17 protein-coding genes and 4 pseudogenes are annotated in these 16,609 nt (G+C 71.0%); 15 read left to right on the forward strand and 6 right to left on the reverse strand.

From position 1 onward, the window contains the following. Positions 1–2: 2 nt before the first annotated feature. From BJF79_RS51055 to BJF79_RS66985, 12 genes and pseudogenes are all read left to right on the forward strand, one after another. A complete protein-coding gene (locus tag BJF79_RS51055) occupies positions 3–1,862 on the forward strand; it encodes an urea transporter (protein ID WP_083733526.1) in 1,860 nt (619 codons plus the stop codon). 32 nt (positions 1,863–1,894) lie between these two features. Continuing rightward, positions 1,895–2,206, forward strand: a complete 312-nt coding sequence (locus BJF79_RS17295) for an urease subunit gamma (RefSeq protein ID WP_075898727.1) — start codon at positions 1,895–1,897, stop codon at positions 2,204–2,206. Between the two features lie 248 nt (positions 2,207–2,454). Next, on the forward strand, positions 2,455–2,796 hold the full coding sequence (locus BJF79_RS17300; protein WP_075898729.1) for a hypothetical protein: 342 nt from the start codon (positions 2,455–2,457) through the stop codon (positions 2,794–2,796). After that, positions 2,786–3,088: pseudogene (gene ureB, locus BJF79_RS17305) on the forward strand (urease subunit beta); the annotation flags it as partial. The gene BJF79_RS17300 and the pseudogene ureB, both read left to right, overlap by 11 nt. A 147-nt stretch (positions 3,089–3,235) precedes the next feature. Then, positions 3,236–4,960 (forward strand): urease subunit alpha, encoded by a 1,725-nt coding sequence (gene ureC, locus BJF79_RS17310; RefSeq protein ID WP_075898733.1) that lies wholly within the window; start codon positions 3,236–3,238, stop codon positions 4,958–4,960. Between the two features lie 121 nt (positions 4,961–5,081). Continuing rightward, entirely contained in the window at positions 5,082–5,633 is a 552-nt protein-coding gene (locus BJF79_RS17315; RefSeq protein WP_262402185.1) for an urease accessory protein UreF, read from the forward strand. Positions 5,634–5,643: 10 nt separating this feature from the next. Next, positions 5,644–6,279 (forward strand): urease accessory protein UreG, encoded by a 636-nt coding sequence (gene ureG, locus BJF79_RS17320; RefSeq protein ID WP_075898735.1) that lies wholly within the window; start codon positions 5,644–5,646, stop codon positions 6,277–6,279. After that, positions 6,261–7,226, forward strand: coding sequence for an urease accessory protein UreD (locus tag BJF79_RS17325; protein WP_262402169.1), 966 nt, complete (start codon positions 6,261–6,263; stop codon positions 7,224–7,226). Before ureG ends, BJF79_RS17325 begins: the two co-directional genes overlap by 19 nt. Then, positions 7,223–7,705, forward strand: a complete 483-nt coding sequence (locus tag BJF79_RS17330; protein ID WP_083733527.1) for a fluoride efflux transporter FluC — start codon at positions 7,223–7,225, stop codon at positions 7,703–7,705. Before BJF79_RS17325 ends, BJF79_RS17330 begins: the two co-directional genes overlap by 4 nt. After that, entirely contained in the window at positions 7,702–8,070 is a 369-nt protein-coding gene (locus BJF79_RS17335) for a fluoride efflux transporter FluC (protein WP_075898737.1), read from the forward strand. The genes BJF79_RS17330 and BJF79_RS17335 overlap by 4 nt, the downstream gene beginning before the upstream one ends. Positions 8,071–8,202: 132 nt before the next feature. Then, on the forward strand, positions 8,203–9,318 hold the full coding sequence (locus BJF79_RS17340) for an FUSC family membrane protein (RefSeq protein WP_075898739.1): 1,116 nt from the start codon (positions 8,203–8,205) through the stop codon (positions 9,316–9,318). Then, positions 9,315–9,620 (forward strand): annotated as a pseudogene (locus tag BJF79_RS66985) (FUSC family protein); the annotation flags it as partial. The gene BJF79_RS17340 and the pseudogene BJF79_RS66985, both read left to right, overlap by 4 nt. Here BJF79_RS66985 and BJF79_RS60425 read toward each other — a convergent pair. Then, positions 9,557–9,772: a hypothetical protein gene (locus tag BJF79_RS60425; protein WP_262402170.1), complete on the reverse strand. Its 216-nt coding sequence runs from the start codon at positions 9,770–9,772 to the stop codon at positions 9,557–9,559. The pseudogene BJF79_RS66985 and the gene BJF79_RS60425 sit on opposite strands and share 64 nt — an antisense overlap. Positions 9,773–9,936: 164 nt before the next feature. On the opposite strand from BJF79_RS60425, the gene BJF79_RS60430 reads away from it, so the two are divergent. Both BJF79_RS60430 and BJF79_RS17350 read left to right on the forward strand, forming a co-directional pair. After that, positions 9,937–10,239 carry a hypothetical protein gene (locus BJF79_RS60430; RefSeq protein ID WP_262402171.1) on the forward strand — a complete coding sequence of 101 codons (303 nt, stop codon included), beginning with the start codon at positions 9,937–9,939 and terminating at the stop codon, positions 10,237–10,239. Between the two features lie 121 nt (positions 10,240–10,360). Next, the gene (locus BJF79_RS17350; RefSeq protein ID WP_262402172.1) at positions 10,361–12,118 is read left to right on the forward strand and encodes an APC family permease; all 1,758 of its coding nucleotides are present in this window, start codon (positions 10,361–10,363) and stop codon (positions 12,116–12,118) included. A 577-nt stretch (positions 12,119–12,695) separates the two neighbouring features. Here the strand turns inward: BJF79_RS17350 and BJF79_RS66990 are convergent. The 3 genes and pseudogenes from BJF79_RS66990 to BJF79_RS60435 all read right to left on the reverse strand — a co-directional run. Then, positions 12,696–13,265, reverse strand: a pseudogene (locus BJF79_RS66990) (FG-GAP repeat domain-containing protein); the annotation flags it as partial. Continuing rightward, a pseudogene (locus BJF79_RS66995) lies at positions 13,151–13,558 on the reverse strand (FG-GAP repeat protein); the annotation flags it as partial. The pseudogenes BJF79_RS66995 and BJF79_RS66990, both read right to left, overlap by 115 nt. 348 nt (positions 13,559–13,906) lie before the next feature. Further along, entirely contained in the window at positions 13,907–14,560 is a 654-nt protein-coding gene (locus BJF79_RS60435; protein WP_262402173.1) for a hypothetical protein, read from the reverse strand. 98 nt (positions 14,561–14,658) lie between these two features. Between BJF79_RS60435 and BJF79_RS60440 the strand changes: the two genes are divergently transcribed. Next, the gene (locus tag BJF79_RS60440; protein ID WP_262402174.1) at positions 14,659–15,036 is read left to right on the forward strand and encodes an HNH endonuclease; all 378 of its coding nucleotides are present in this window, start codon (positions 14,659–14,661) and stop codon (positions 15,034–15,036) included. A gap of 277 nt (positions 15,037–15,313) precedes the next feature. Here BJF79_RS60440 and BJF79_RS17365 read toward each other — a convergent pair whose 3' ends face one another. Beyond that, on the reverse strand, positions 15,314–15,733 hold the full coding sequence (locus BJF79_RS17365) for an SDR family NAD(P)-dependent oxidoreductase (RefSeq protein WP_075898743.1): 420 nt from the start codon (positions 15,731–15,733) through the stop codon (positions 15,314–15,316). A gap of 77 nt (positions 15,734–15,810) precedes the next feature. After that, entirely contained in the window at positions 15,811–16,593 is a 783-nt protein-coding gene (locus tag BJF79_RS17370) for an SDR family NAD(P)-dependent oxidoreductase (RefSeq protein ID WP_075898745.1), read from the reverse strand. Between the last annotated feature and the right edge of the window lie 16 nt (positions 16,594–16,609).

Consider the following 16,609-nt stretch of genomic DNA (forward strand, 5'->3'; position numbering starts at 1 on the left):
CGATGCCCGAAGCGCGCGACCACGGGCCGCTGCCCGCGCTCCTCATCGTCCTGACCGGCATCACCGGACTGGTCGACGCCGTCAGCTACCTGGAGTTCGGCAACGTCTTCGTGGCGAACGTGACCGGGAACGTCATCTTCCTCGGTTTCCGGCTCGGCGGCAGGGAAGAGGCGACGGGCACGTTCGTGGCGACGACCGTCGCGATCGTCTTCTTCTGCGTCGGGGCCGCGTTCGGCGGACGGCCGAAGCTCGCGCGGCTCAGGCACCGCGGCCACCTGCTGTCCGCGGGCGCCGCCGTCCAGGCGTGCGCCTTCGTCGCCGCGGCCCTGATCATGACGATCCTGGGCCACACCCCCGCGCTCGAACGCCGGGCGCTGATCCCGCTGCTGGCGGCGTCGATGGGCTGGCAGTTCGCGATCGTGCGGCGCGTCGACGTCCCCGGATTCCGGACGATCGTCATCACCACCGCGCTGACCTCGCTCGTCGCCGACCGCGGGCAGCCCCGCAAGCAGGCCGTGCGCAAGGGCCTGTCGATCGTGGCGCTGCTGCTGGGGGCGTTGACCGGCACGCTGTGCATCAGGCACCTCGCGACGCACGCGCCCCTGTGGACGGCGTCCGCGCTGCTCCTGACCATCGCCGCCGCCAGTTTCGCCGCCGCGCGCGAACGGGCGCCGAGAGCTGGGGCTGACCCGTCCGGCCGGGGAGAAGACCAACGGCGCTCGGTCCTTACTTGGACAACTGTTGACGGAATTCCCATTTGGGCGGCGAACGGCCGGGAAGAGCGCCCATGTCGTCATCGCACGAACAGATGCGCGCGGACGACGAAGATCACTCAGAGTAATCGACTCGTGTCAGTTCGTGTCAGTTCGTTCGCAAGGGGAGTGTCCGTGTCGTCATCGCCGTCCGACGGATCGGGCACGGGAGGCCCCGGGGCGCACGAGCGCCCGCGGGAAGCCGTCCTCACGATCCCTCGCGGGGTCGCCCAGGTGGACTTCCAGTCCAATTACTGGACGGGCCTCATCTTCATCATCGCGCTGTTCGTCGGCGGCTGGGAGTTCGGCGTCTTCGGGCTGCTCGGCACGATCACGGGCACCGTGACCGCGTCGCTGCTCGGCGTCGACCGCGACCGGATCACGCTCGGCCTCGAAGGGTTCTGCGGGACGCTCGTCGGCGTCGGCCTGGTGCTCTACCTCGGCGTGAACTGGATGACGGTCGCCCTGGTCATCGGCTCCGCCGTCGCGACGAGCATCCTCACCGCGGCGATGCGGACCGTTCTCGACCCGTACGACCTGCCGACGTTCACCGCGCCGTTCTGCGTCGTCACGCTGGTGATGGTGATCGGCGCACCGTCCTTCGACCGGGTGTGGGCCGACCACCGCAACACCGCCCCGCCCTCGGCTACCGACCCCGGCACCGCGATGTCCTGGCACGACTTCTGGCAGGGCTTCTTCAACGGGGTCGGGCAGGTGTTCTTCCAGGACGACTGGTACGTCGGCCTGATCTTCCTGATCGGCCTCGCGGTGGCGAGCCGGCTCGTCGCCGCGGCGGCGGCCGTGTCGAGCCTGATCGGCCTGCTGGTCGGCTGGTGGCTCGGCGCGCAGGCCGCCGACCTCGGCGCCGGACTGTACGGCTACAACGCCGTGCTGACCGGAATCGCGCTGACCGGCACCTTCGTCGCCCTGAGCCGGACGGGCGTCGTCTTCGCGGCGATCGGGGCGGCGACCGCCGCCGCGCTGACCGCCGGCATCACCGACCTGTTCAACACGGTCGGCGGCCACACCCTGACCTGGCCGTTCGTGCTGGTCACCTGGGTGTTCCTGGCGGCCGTCCCGCTCATGTCGAGGCTACGGCGGGCCGGCTAGAGCACCGGCCCGCGCGTCCAGAGAGGACTCCGATGAACCTGTCACCACGAGAGATCGACAAGCTGCTCATCTTCACCGTCTCGGAGATGGCCGAGCGGCGCCGCAAGCGCGGCCTGAAGCTCAACTACGGCGAGACGGTGGCGCTGATCAGCTCCGCCATCGTGGAGGCGGCCCGCGACGGCAAGACGGTCGCCGACTGCATGAAGCTGGGCAAGCAGGTCGTCGGCCCGGACGACGTGCTCCCCGGTGTGCGCGGGATGCTGAAGCTGATCCAGGTCGAGGCCGCGTTCGACGACGGGACCAAGCTGGTCTCCTGCCACGATCCCGTCGGCGGCGGCAAGTGACCGTCCCGCCCGCGGCGACCTGCTCCTCGCGCGCGGCGGCACCACGACGCACCTGGTCGGCTGGCTCCGCGATGCCGTGACGCGGGCGCTGCGCGGCGGCACGGACCGCGCGGTGCTCCTGGTGCGCCCGCGGCGCCCCCGAGGACGACGCCGAACTGTGCAAGGTCGCGCGGCTCGTCTGGCGGCACCTGCGCGCCCCGTGGATCGAGGTCGCGTTCGGCGACGGCGAGCCGGGGATCGACGCGGGCGTGGACCGCTGCCGCCGGCTGGGCGCACCCGCGACGTCGTGCTCGTGCCCGCCGCGCTCGCCCCGGTCGTCCCGCCGCCGGACCGTCCGGACGTCCGGACCGCCGGGCCGCCGATCGGGCCCGGCGGCGCTCGCCGCGCTCGTCCGGCGCCGCGCCGCCGAGGCCGAGCAGCGGTGGCGCCGCGACGGCGACGACGGCCTCGGCGTCGCGGCGTCCGGGCACCACCACCATCACCACGACCACGCCCATCACCACCACCACGAGTCCGCGGAACCTCCGCACGACCCGTTTCCACGAACGACGGAGAACACCCTGAAGGAGGCGGCCGCTCATGGCCGATGACGTGTACATGTTCGGACGGGGCTCCATCGAGCTCAACGCCGGGCAGCGCAGAGAGACCCTGACCGTGCACAACACCGGCGACCGCGCCGTGCAGATCGGATCGCACTTCCACTTCTTCGAGGTCAACCGGGCGCTGAAATTCGACCGGGAGAAGGCGTTCGGGATGCGGCTCGACATTCCCGCCGGCACCGCCGTCCGGTTCGAGGCGGGCGACACCAAGGAGGTGCGGCTCGTCGAGTACGGCGGCGGGATGCGCATCGTCGGGTTCGGCGGCCTGCTCGACGGGAGCATCCGGTCCGCCGCCGCCAAGGCCAGGGCACTGCACCGGATGCGGTCCCGCGGCTACCTGGAGACGTCCGAGGAGGACGCCTCCGCCACCAAGAAGAAGCGGTCGAAGGGCTCGGCCGGCGGATCCCGGTCGAAGAAGGGCTGAACCCCGATGACGACGATCTCTCGCGAGCAGTACGCGAGCATGTACGGCCCCACCGTGGGCGACCGCTTCCACCTCGGCGACACCAACCTCATCGTGGAAGTGGAGAAGGACCACACCGAGGGCCACTACGGCGACGAATCCCAGTACGGCGGCGGCAAGACGGCCCGGGACGGCATGTCGGCCGACCCCGCCTCGCGCAACGCCACCACCGCGCTCGACACCGTCATCACCAACGCCGTGATCATCGATCCGGTGCTGGGCGTCGTCAAGGGCGACATCGGGATCAAGGACGGGAAGATCGCCGGAATCGGCAAGTCCGGCAACCTGCACACCCAGAACGGGGTGGACCGGCGGCTGATCATCGGCGCCGGCACCGAGGTGATCTCCGGGGAGAACCTCATCGCCACCGCGGGCGCGATCGACACGCACGTCCACTTCATCGCCCCGCAGCAGGCGCAGTACGCGCTGAGCAACGGCATCACCACGCTGGTCGGCGGCGGCACCGGCCCCGCCGACGGCACCCGCGGCACCACCTGCACGCCCGGACCGTGGAACATCTCCCGCATCCTCCAGGCGTACGAGGACATCCCGATCAACATCGCGGTCTACGGCAAGGGCAACAACAGCCTGCCGGGCCCGCTGGACGAGCAGCTCCGCGCGGGCGCCGCCGGGCTGAAGGTGCACGAGGACTGGGGCTCGACCCCCGCCGCGATCGACTGCGCGCTCCGCGTCGCCGACGACCACGACGTCCAGGTCACCATCCACACCGACACGCTGAACGAGGCCGGGTTCGTCGAGGACACCATCGACGCCATCAACGGCCGCGCCATCCACACCTACCACTCCGAAGGCGCGGGCGGCGGCCACGCGCCCGACATCCTGCGCATCACCTCGGAGCCGAACGCGCTGCCCGCGTCCACGAACCCGACGCTGCCGTACACCGCGAACTCGGCGGACGAGCTGCTCGACATGACCATGGTCTGCCACCACCTCAGCTACGACGTCCCCGAGGACCTCTCCTTCGCCGAGAGCCGCGTCCGCGCCGAGACGATCGCCGCCGAGACCGTCCTGCACGACCTCGGCGTCATCAGCATCATCGGGTCCGACTCGCAGGCCATGGGACGCGTCGGCGAATCGGTCACCCGGGCGTTCCAGATCGCCCACCACTGCAAGGACAAGCGCGGTGCGCTGCCCGAGGACTCCTCGCGCAACGACAACAACCGGGTGCTGCGCTACCTGGCCAAGCTCACCATCAACCCGGCCCGCGCCAGCGGGATGGCCGACACCATCGGCTCCCTGGAGGACGGCAAGCTCGCCGACATCGTGCTGTGGCCGATCCACTCGTTCGCCGTGAAGCCGTTCATGGTCGTCAAGGGCGGCATGATCAGCTGGGCGCAGATGGGCGACCCGAACGCCTCGCTGCCCACCCCGCAGCCCGTCTACCTGCGGCCCACCTACGGCTGCTTCGGCCGGGCGCTGCGCGAGACCTGCGTGACGTTCATGTCGGACGCGGCGATCGCGGCGGACGTCCCGCGAAAGCTCGGCCTCGAACGGCTGATCCGGCCCGTCCGGCAGTGCCGGACCGTCGACAAGCGGCACATGATCCGCAACTCGACGCTCGCCGAGATCGTCGTGGACCCCGAGACCTACCGGGTCACCGTGGACGGCGAGCCCGCCACCATCGAACCGGCCCGGAAGCTCCCGCTGAACCGTCTGTACTACATCGCATGACGCCCATGCCGCTGCTCGCTCAGCTCCAGCTCACCGACTCCGGCTTCCCCAGCGGCTCTACACGCTGTCGCACGGGCTGGAGGGCCACTTCCAGTCCGGCGAGCCGGACCTGCCCGCGCTGCTGCGCGACCTCGTCCGCGCCGCGGGCACCGGCGACGCCGCCGCGCTCGCCCTCGCCCACCGCGCCGTGACCGACGGCGACTGGGACCGGCTGATCGAGGTCGACCGCAGGCTGCACGCGATCAAGCTGAACCGCGAGCAGCGGACGGCGTCGGCGCGCACCGGACGGCAGGTGCTCGACATCGCCGGCCCCGCGTTCGAATCGGCCCCCGCGGCACGGCTCGCCGGACTCGTCGCGGACCGCGCGACGCCCGGCAACCACGCCGTCGTCGTGGGGGCCGTCCACGCGGGCCTCGGCACGCCCGTCCGGGACGCCGTCGCCTGCGACCTGTTCGCCTTCGCCGCGAGCTGCACCGCGGCGACCGTCCGGCTCGGCCGCGTCGACTTCCGGCGGGCCCAAGGGCTCCTGCGGGAGATCCGGCCCGACGTCGCCCGCGCCACCGAGACGGCGCTGGCCGCGACGGACCCGCGGGACCTGCACACCTCGACGCCCGCGGCGGACGCCGTCTCCGCCGCCCACGAGCGCGCCGAGGCCCGGCTGTTCATCACCTGAAAGGACGCACATGGAACCGCAGCACGTGTACAAGATCGGCATCGGCGGCCCCGTCGGGTCGGGCAAGACCGCGCTCATCGAGGCGCTCGTCCCCGTCCTGGTCGCCCGCGGCCACCGCCCCGGCGTCATCACCAACGACATCTACACGCAGGAGGACGCCGAGCACGTCCGCCGCACCCTCGCCGGAACCCTCGACGCCGACCGCGTCGCCGGGGTCGAGACCGGCGCATGCCCGCACACGGCCGTCCGCGACGACCCCACGATGAACCTCGCGGCCGCCGCCGAGATGCTCGACCGGTTCCCCGACATCGACGTCCTGCTGTTCGAGAGCGGCGGCGACAACCTCACGCTCACCTTCAGCCCTGCCCTGGCCGACGTCTACGTGTTCGTCCTCGACACCGCCGAGGGCGAGAAGATGCCGCGCAAGCGCGGCCCCGGCACCACCGACTCCGACCTGCTGATCATCAACAAGATCGACATCGCCCGCTACGTCCGCACCGACCTCACGGTCATGGAACGGGACGCGCGCGCCGTCCGCGGCGACCGTCCGGTCATCCTGACCGACTGCCTCGCCGGAACCGGCATCACCGACGTCGCCGACTTCGTCCTGGACCGCCGGGAGGCACTGTGCTCACCGACGGTCTGACGTCCGGCACCGTCACCAGGAACGCCGCCGTGCCCACCGACGGGCTCACACCCGGCACCGTCAGCAGGCACGCCGCCGTGCCCGCCGACGGGCTCACACCCGGCACCGTCAGCAGGCACGCCGCCGTGCCCGACACGCTCCCGGTCGGCGCGCCCGGCAAGGTCGGCGTCCTCGAACTCGGCTTCGCCCACGTCGGCGGCCGCACGGAACTGACCCGCCACGTCCAGAAGGCGCCCCTGCACACCACCCGCCCGCTCTACCCGGACCCCGACCGCCCGCACATGCCGCACGTGCTCTTCATGTCGTCCGGCGGCGGGATCCTCCAAGGGGACCGCTACCGCATCGAACTCGACTGCGGCCCGGACACCGCCGTGCACTTCACCACCCAGACCGCCACGCGGCTCTACCGGATGGAGCACGACTACGCCACGCAGACCGTCGAACTGCGCGCCGCCCGCAACAGCTACGTCGAGTACCTGCCCGAGACCACCATCCCCTTCGGGGGATCGCGCTTCTACCAGCACATGGACGTCATCGCCGACCCCGAAGCGACGGTCGTCATCGGAGAGAAACTGATGATCGGCCGGTTGGCCCGGGGCGAACGCCACGCGTACACCGTCTACTGCACCGACCTGGAGGTACGCGACCCGGACGGCCGGACCCTGTTCGCGGACCCGCTCCGGCTCGTCCCGTCCGAGCACTCGCCCGCCGGGCCCGCGACGATGGACGACTTCGGGGTGACGGCGTCCCTCTACGTGCTGACGCCACGGGCCCGCGAGACGGCCGACGCCATGCACGACACGATCGCAGCCACGGGCCTGCACGGCGGCGCGAGCCTGCTGCCCGACGACTGCGGCGCGTGGGCCCGCATCCTCGGCGACCGGTCGCCCGAAGTGGAGGCCGCGTACCTTCGCACCTGCGAAGCCGTCCGCGAGACGCTGCGATGAAGCCGGTGCTGGAGGGGCGCCTGGGCCACCGCGAACACGCGGAAGCCGCCGCGCTCCACCCGCACGCGGGCAAACCGCCGCCCCCGGGACTGAAACCGCGGGTCATCGCCGAGGTCGCGATGGGCGGCGCGCTCGGCGCCCTCGCGCGATACCTCCTCGGCGAGGCGATCCCCACCGAGAAGACCGGCTTCCCGTGGAACACGTTCACCGTCAACATGCTCGGCTGCCTCGCCATGGGCGTCCTGACCAGCTACCTCCTCCGCGGCAGGCCGCACCCGTGGGCGCGTCCGCTGGCGGTGACGGGCTACCTGGGCGGCTTCACGACCTTCTCGCACCTGATCGACGACATCCACAACCTCACCCAATCGGGACACACGCCCCTGGGCATCGGCTACGCGGTCGCCAGCGTCCTCCTCGGCTGGGCCGCGATCGCCGTCGGCCTCGTCCTCGGCCGCCGCATCCCGAGGAGGAACCGATGACCCTCGTCGCGGCGATCCTCGCCCTCGTCGGCGGTGCCGCGGGCGCGCCGGTCCGCTACGTCATCGACGGCTACGTCAAGTCGTTCGCGGGCAAATCGTTCCCGTGGGGCACCCTCTCCGTGAACATCCTCGGCGCGGCCTTCCTCGGCGCCCTCCACGGAGCCGGCACCGGGACGAACGTCGAAGCGCTCCTCGGCACGGGCCTGTGCGGCGCCCTCACCACGTTCAGCACCTTCGAACTGGACACCGTCCACCTGATCCAGGACGGGAAATACACCAAAGCGGCGATCAACGCCGCCGGCAGCGTCCTCCTGGGCTTCGGGGTCTTCCTGGCCCTCTACACCCTTCTCGACCACCTCACCTGACGGCCCCGCACGGTAACGGACGAGCACCGAGGTTTTAGACCATGAACCGGTTCTCCGGAAACGCCGTCGGCAGGTACCACCGGTGATCGCCGGACGGACGGCCGCGAAACAGAACGGCCGGATCGGCGGGCCTTGAACAGGACGCTCACCCGGATCAAGGAACAGGCCGCGCCGTACTACGGGCTCGCCGCCGCCCTCGGGATCGCGCTGCCGCTGCTCCTCGGCGTCCACTTCCGGCGGCTCGACCAGGGGACGCTCGCCGCCATCGGCGCGTTCCTGCTCGCCTTCACCGCACCGAGCGGCCCCTACAGCGCCCGCGCCAGGTCGCTGGCCCTCTCCATCATCGTGATCGCCGCGGGCGGCGCCCTCGGCGGGCTGCTGGCGGGCCACCGCTGGGCGGCGGTCGCGGCGATCGCGGCGGTCGTCCCGGCCGCCGTTTCGGTGTCCTGGATGAGGCCGACCGCGGTGATGGCCGTGGTGCTCACCGCGATCCGCCCGCCGCCCGGCCACCCGCTGGAGAACCTCCTGCTCATGGGCGCGGGCGGGCTCTGGCTCGGCCTGCTCCTGCTGATCCCGTGGCCCGCACGGCGGCTGCGTCCGCTGGACGGGGCGCTGACGCGGGCGGCCCGCGCGATCGCCGCGCTGCTGGACGCCACGGCCGCCGAGGTGGAGCCCCGCTCCCGGCCGGACGTCCAGTGGGACCGGCGGCACGGGCGTGCGGTCGCCGCCGTGCAGGACGCCGCCACCACCTGCCGCCTCTACCAGGCCGGCGAGGACGGCGAGCAGCTCGCCACCCGGCCACAGCAGCTCATCGACGTCTACTACCGAACGATCCGGAAAACGGTCGGCCTGCACACGCAGATCGAGGCGTTGAACTCCCGCGGCTACCCGTCCGGGGACGCCTGGCGATCCGCCGCCCGCGCGGCGATCGCCGGACTCGCCGTCCGCGCGCGCTCGCCGGGCGACACCGACGCCGACACGACGCCGCCCGGAACGGGGAGCGGGGGAGACCGGATCACCGCGGCGATCACCGCACAGATCAGCCGGTCGATCGACCGGCTCGACAGCATCCTGCGATCGGCCCGCCGTGCCCAGGACGTGCCGCCGGGTCCGCGCACCCGACGGCCGCGGCTCCGTCCCGTCGTCCGGCCGCGGGCGACGCGGCCGTGGTCGCGCGCGCGGTGCGGGACCGGTCGCCGCTGTTCCGGCACGCCGCACGGGTCGCCGTCCTGGTCACCGCGGCGATGACGATCTCCACGGGCCTGCGGCTCGAACACGGGCAGTGGCTGCCGGTGACCGTCCTGCTCAGCCTCCGCGACACCTACGGGCGGACGATGACGCGGGTCGGGCAACGCGTCGGCGGCGGCGTGATCGGCAGCGCCATCGCGGCCGTCCTGCTGGCGCTGCCCCCCGAGCCGCTGCACATCGCCCTGATCATGACGCTGTTCGCCGGTGTGGGGTTCGCGCTCCGGCCGGTCAGCTTCCTCTACTGGTCGGTCTGCAGCACACCGCTGATCATGATGCTCATGGACCTCACCCACCTGTCCGACTGGGACGCGGCGCTGGAACGCGTCGTCCTGGTCGCGGCGGGCGGCGCGATCGCGGTGGTGGGCGCCCGGGTGCTGTGGCCGAGGGGCGCCGAACAGCAGATCCCGGCCCGGACCGCCGAACTGCTGTCGGCGAACGCCGAACTGTCCCGCATGGTCGCGTCCGTGGTGGACGGCCAGACCTCTCGCCTCGCCCGACCGGCTCGCCGCCTCGAAGGCGGCCATCGAAGGCGCCACGGACCTGCGGGAAAGGCTGGAGAACGAGCCGTCCCCCGACACCGCCCGGATCGACCGGCTGAACACGATCATCCGCACGTCCGTGCACGTCCGGGACCGCCTGATCGCGGTGGTGGACGTCGCGGAGGAGAACGCGGGCGGCGACGACCCCGTCGCCCGGATCCTGGACCGCGTCGCCGACGGCATCGAGGCCGCGTCCGTCCGGCTCGACCTGACCGGCCAGTTCGCGGCCCTGGACGCGCGGATCGAGTCGCCGCTCCCGGACGCGCAACTGCGCTCCCTCGCCACGACCCGCCACATCCTCGCCGCCCTGGTCGACGACGTCAACGAGCTGATCACCGCGGTACGGGCGGACGCCGAAACGATCTCCTTGCCGAATCATTGAGCCGCCCCGGGCGAGCCGGAACCGCTCCGGGGGAGGAACGTTCCAGGACCATCCGGGAAGGGGCGGTTTGTCGAGGTCTGAACGCCCCGGTGGGCGAGTCCTCCCTCCGGGACGCGCGATCGTGCCCGCGCACGGCCCGCTCGCGACGTCCCGTCGGCCGAGGCTCCAACTGCGCCACGGTGAAGGCGACCGAAGCCGCCTGACGAGCTTCCAGGGCCTGGTCGCGCTCTCCCTGGACGCCCTGAGCTCGGTCGCCTACGGGCCCGAGGCGGTCGCCCTGGCCCTGGTCGCCGCCGGCGCCTCCAGCGTGCGCCTCACCCTGCCCGTCGTCCTGGTCATCGTCGGCCTGCTGGCCGTCCTGGTGGTGTCGTACCGGCAGGTGATCGCCGTGCATCCGGACGGCGGCGCGTCCTACGCGGTGGCGAAGGACGACATCGGCCCCCGGGTGGGAACCCTGGCCGCCGCCGCGCTCATCATCGACTACGTCCTCACGGTGGCGGTCAGCCTCGCGGCCGGCGCGGCCACCCTGGCCTCGGCCTTTCCGGCGCTGCTGCCCTACCTGCTGGAGACCTCGCTGGCGGTCCTCCTCGTCCTGACCGCCGTGAACCTGTACGGAATCGCCGACAGCGCCCGCTTCCTGATGGCCCCGACCGTGCTCTTCATCGTGACCGTCCTCGGCATCGTCGCGGTCGGGCTGATCAGGGCCCGTCCAGCCGCGACGGTGGGCACCGAGATGGCCGTCCACGCGCATGAGACGATCGGCGTGCTGCTGATCCTCAAAGCGTTCTCCGCCGGCTGCACCGCGCTGACGGGCGTGGAGGCCATCGCCAACGGCGTGCCGATGTTCCGCAAACCACGCGTCGCCCACGCGCAACGCACCGAACTCATGCTCGGCGGACTCCTGGCCCTGATGCTGATCGGCATCGCCCTGCTGATCCGGCGCGACCACGTCCTCCCCCGCGCGGACGTGACGATCCTCGCCCAGCTCACGGCCGGATCCCTCGGCACGAGCTGGCTCTACCAGGCGGCGAGCCTCATCATCGCGCTCGCCCTGATCCTCGCCGCCAACACCAGCTTCGGCGGCCTCCCGGTCCTGCTCAGCCTGCTCGCCAAGGACCACCGGTTGCCGCACCTGTTCGCGCTCCGCGGGGAACGCCCCGTCCACCGGTACGGCGTCCTCGCCGTCGCGGTCGCCGCCGCCGCACTGCTCGTCGCGGTCGACGCCCGCACGCACCGTCTCCTCCCGCTGTTCGCCGTCGGCGTCTTCACCGGGTTCACGATCAGCCAGACGGGGCTCGTCCTGCACTGGACACGACTGCGCCCGCCGAACTGGGCGGGCACCGTGCTGATCAACGGGACCGGGGCGGTCCTCACCGGGATCGCCACACTCGTACTGCTCATCAGCAAGTTCGACGAGGGCGCCTGGGCGGTCGTCGTCGTGATACCCCTGCTGATGCTCCTGTTCAGCCGGATCCGCCGCCACTACGACCGGATCAGGACGGAACTGGACCTGGGGCACCTCCCCACGGCCCGTCCCGTCCCCCGACCGCACCGGAAAGCTGGTCCTCGTCCCCATGGAAGAGGTCGGTGCCATGACCGGCCCCGCACTGAGCACCGCCCTCGGTCTGGGCGACGCCGTAGCGGTCATCGTCTGCTCCGACGAGCACCGCGCCCGGACACTGCGCGACCAGTGGAACCGCTGGGATCCGGGCGTACCGCTGGAAGCGCTCACCAGCCCCCACGAGGCGAGGATCCGCCCCATCGTGGACTACACGAACAGGACCTCGGCGCGAGACGACCGGTCGATCGTCGTCCTGATCCCGTTCGTCGAGTCAACGCACGACCCGTGGAGCCTGCTGCTCGCGGAAGCACTGCGTGAGCAAACAGACGTAATGGTCTGCCTGCTGCCGACCGGCGCAGCCCGGACGCGCTGATCAGGGCAGGACGACTCCGCCGATCTCCGCGGAGCGCCCCTGCACGCCGAGGGTACCGGCGCCGAACGCCCTGCTCCCCGCCGTCGTCACGCCGGACGCGCCGCCGTTCAGCAGGACCAGCGCCCCCTCCGAGCCGTCCTCGCCGCGAGACCCGACGGTCAGGTCGGCGTTGCCATCGCTGTTGAGCTCGGCCAGCGAGACCTGGGAACCGAACAGGTCGCCCGCCTCCGCCGTCCCGGGCACCCCCGCGCTCTTCTGGCCGAGTTGCTGCGCGTCGACCCCGTACAGGACGGTCGCCGCGCCGGCGTCGCGTACGGTGCCGATGTCCTCGTTCGGGGGCGCCGACGGCGATGTCCGCCCTGCCGTCGCCGTTGACGTCGCCGGTCGCGACGGACGCGCCGAAGGAGTCGCCGGGCTCTGCGTGCCGGGGACACCGTCGGTGTCCTGGTCGATCACGGTGGCGGGGCCGACGCCGGACGCGGTCCCGGGGAACACCCGGATCTCGCCGCCCAGCGACTCGACGCCCGCGACCAAGTCGTCCCTGCCGTCGCCGTCGACATCGCCCGCCGCCAGCGAGCGCACCGCGAGGTCGGACGTGGTGAACGCCGGGGAGCCGGAAAGTCCGGACGCCGAGCCCCGATAAACGTTCAGCCGCAGCCAGTAGTCGTCACCGTCGATCGGCGACCACGTGAAAGCGATCGCGAAGTCGGCGTAGCCGTCGCCGGTGAGGTCCGCGGCGGTGGTGGACACCCGGACGGTCTCGCCTTCGCCCGAACCAACGACGGTGGTCTCTCCGGTGAGGTCGCCCGAGGCCAGGCCGCCGTACACGGTGAACGAGCCGCGGCCACCGGAGACCAGGTCGGGCGCGCCATCGTGGTCGACGTCGCCCGCGCTGACGGTGACGCTGCCGACGTCCTCCCGAACGCAACCGCCCGGGACGACAAACCGTTCACACCACCATAAACAACCGTGATGCGACCGCCTTCGAGGGGCGCGCCGCCGGAATCCTCCCCAGCCGCGACGACGGCGAGGTCGGCGTAGCCGTCGAGGTCGAAGTCGGCCGAGGCGAGCGAGGCGCCGAACCGGTCCCACTCCTGCGAGGCACCCGGAACGCCGGCGCTTTCCTGCGTGATGACCTGCCGGTCCGCGGCGTCCGGACCGGACGCGCCACCGTAGACCACGGTGACGAACCCCGCCCCCCGGGCGCCGCCCGCGGTGCCGGACGGACTGCCGAGCGCGAGGTCGCGGTGACCGTCCCCGTCGAAGTCACCGGGCAGCGCGGAAACGCGCGGAGCCGCCTGCGCCGGAACCGCGACGAGACCGGCCGCCACGACAACGACCGTAGTGAGTGTCGCGCCGCGCAGGCGCCAATCGCGTCGAGTCATGTGCACGACCTCCCTGGGCAATCGGCTTCACAGAGGAGACGGCCCACGCCCACCCACGGTTTACTGTCCCGACGCCCAGCATTTCGGCCACCCGGCGGAGCAATCGGCCAGGCGTCAATCTCCCAAATCGGGCCGCGTCTCCCCGATGCGCACTTCCGACATCGAAGTGACCCGGGCACCACCCCGGCGTGAACTCGCCCGACCTGGTAGCCGAAGCGTTACAACGAGCGCAGGCCTATTCACGCGCCTGGAGTTCGAGCTGAGGCAGCGTGCGGACATCCGACGATCGACGTCGCGGCGCCGACCAGCGAAGTTTCGCCGACGGATGTGTCCAAGCCCCCGGGCAACTCAGCCGAGGCAACCACATCGAGAGGGACCAAGAAGACGGCTTGCAAGGAGCGCCCGAATCCGATCGGGCGCCTCCCGCGTACGCGGTGTCCATGGCATACGCTCGGCGCCATGGCGCTGGCAGAGATCTCCCGTGTGGATGTACTCAGGGCAATTGCCGAGTACCGAGAACTCGGTCGTGATCGGTTCCTGAGCCGCTACGGCTTCGGAGAAGCACGCCAGTACCTCCTCGTACACGAAGAGGGCTTCTACGACTCCAAGGCGATCGCGGGCGTCGCGCACCGGTACGCCACCGGGACCGCGCTCACGGCGGGAGACTTCTCCGGTGGCGCGAAACACGCGGTTCGGGCGCTCAAGCGGCTCGGCTTCGAGGTACGCACCACGCGCAACCCGCCGTGGGAATGGGACGAACTTGTCCTCGCCTGCGATTTGGTCGCTTCCAACGGCTGGCGCCGGCTCCTGCCGAATGACGAACGCGTACTTGAGCTTTCCGACCTTCTCCAGCGGTTGCCAATCCATCCGCTCGCCGCACGCGGAGAGAAGTTCCGCAACCCCAACGGAGTAGCGCACAAGACCTCGGACATCGCCACACGGCACCCCGACTACCAGGGCAAACCAACCAATGGCGGCGTCCTGGACTTGGAAGTCTTGCAAGCGTTCCTTGATGACCCAGCGAGGATGCACGCTTCTGCAGCGCTGATCCGAACGGGAGTCAAATCAGGGGCCTCTTCGACGTCGCTTGGCCTGATGCCGTGGTCGACGAGGACGTCAGCGCGCCCGATGGGAGCCTTCTGCTTCGCAAGCACTTCGTGCGGGAGCGTGACCCGAAGCTCCGCAAGAAGCGGATTGAGCAGGCACGTAAGCAACACGGAGACCTCGCCTGTGAGGTCTGCAGCTTCGATTTCGAACGGACCTACGGCCCTCGCGGGGCCGATTACATCGAGTGCCATCACGTAGTCCCGCTCCATGTCTCCGGCGAGACCAAGACGCGCCTGCAGGATCTGGCCCTACTATGCGCGAACTGCCATCGGATGATCCATCGGGCTTCCCCTTGGCCGACGCCCGACGAACTGCGCGCCCTGGTCGCAAAGCACCGCGAAAGCACCGCTGAGCTGGAGGCCGACGCCTAGGACGCCCACCCGCGAGAGGCTCTCTCGTGAGCACTGCTAGACAGTGAGAACGGGCGGGACTCAGTTGGACTGAGTACCCGCCTGGTTTCGTGGTGCCTGTGCTGGTCAGCGAGGTGGCTCCGCTGGTCCGGTGGAGGTGCCCCCTGGGGGACCCCACACACAGGGGAACGCCCCACACCCTCCAGCGGCACCCTGACTATCACCGGCTCGTTCACAGTCGGAGCCCCATAGCGCCGCGCGGCAGGGCAAGCGCGACCGTGTAGGCGTCCATGGGGGTTCATATCGGCGGGGCGACACGCACCGACAGCACATGGCCCACCGGCACCCCGATCGGTGCGCCGTACCGCATCCCGGTTGGCGCATAGTCGGGCAACCGCCGTCGTATCGATCCCGCCATGCAGGCCGAAACGCCTGCATGCGGACCCGAGGCTACCGTCGCTGGCGGGTCTGTCGGAGTTGGATAAGGTCGCTTAAGCGAGGGCTTCGACGGCGTCGGGGCGCGGACGTCGGTGGTGACCGCGAGCGTCTCGACCCCGTGGCCGTCCGCCACCCGGCTCGCACCGGCGGTCACCTCCTCGGTGCGCAGATCCGACAGGACCACCCGCATGCCGCGGGTGGCGAACGCCTCGGCCAGGGCGAGCCCGATGCCTCTGGCGGCACCCGTTACGACGGCCACCTGGCCGCTCTCGAGCCTCATGTTCGGTCTCCGTTCTGGTTGTCGACCCGGTCGCGCGGCGGGGTTCGCCCGTGGACGGCCGGACCCGCCGGGCGGGCTCAGCGACCGGCGTCCATGTTGGAGCCGCCGTCGACCATGAGTGTGTGCCCGGTCATGTAGGAGGAGGCGTTCCCGGCCAGGAACACCGCGACCGTGGCCACCTCGTCGGCGCCACCGAAGCGTCCGAGGGGGATCTGGCCGGTCATGTAGCCCTTCATCTCGTCGGTGGCCTTCGACAGGAACTCGTTCATGGAGGGGGTGTCGTAGGCCGCCGGGCAGATCGTGTTGACTCTGATCCCGTCGGGGCCCCATTCCCGGGCCACCACCCGCGTCGTCGCCCTGATCGCCTCCTTGGTCGCGGCGTAGGCGAAGTGATCCTTCAGCCCGGCCACCCCGGCGCCCGAACCGATGTTGATCACCGATCCCCGGCCCGACTTGAGGTGCTCGTAGGACTCCTGGAGGAAGTAGTAAGTGCCGAACAGCCCGCTGTTCAGGTGGCGCCGCAGGAGCTCCTCATCGGTCTCGATGAAGGGCATCTGGACCACACGGAGGTTCTGCGCGTTGTTGACGACGATGTCGATGCCGCCCCATTCGGCGACGGTCCGCTCGACGACCGACTTCACCTGACCTCTGTCGCCGACATCGCACGTGATCGCGAGACCGGGCTCGCCGTACTCGGAGAGTTCGGCGGCGACGCTCTCCGCGGTAGAGGGGTTGAGGTCCACGACCGCCACCCGTGCGCCCGCCTTCGCCATCTCGACCGCGATCGCCCTGCCGAGGCCCTGGCCCGCCCCAGTCACGATCGCGATCTTGCCGTCCAGCGTGCCTTCGACCTGAGTCATGCTCACTCCCTGTGTT

Source organism: Actinomadura sp. CNU-125 (assembly GCF_001942465.1).
In the GTDB taxonomy this organism is placed as follows: domain Bacteria; phylum Actinomycetota; class Actinomycetes; order Streptosporangiales; family Streptosporangiaceae; genus Spirillospora.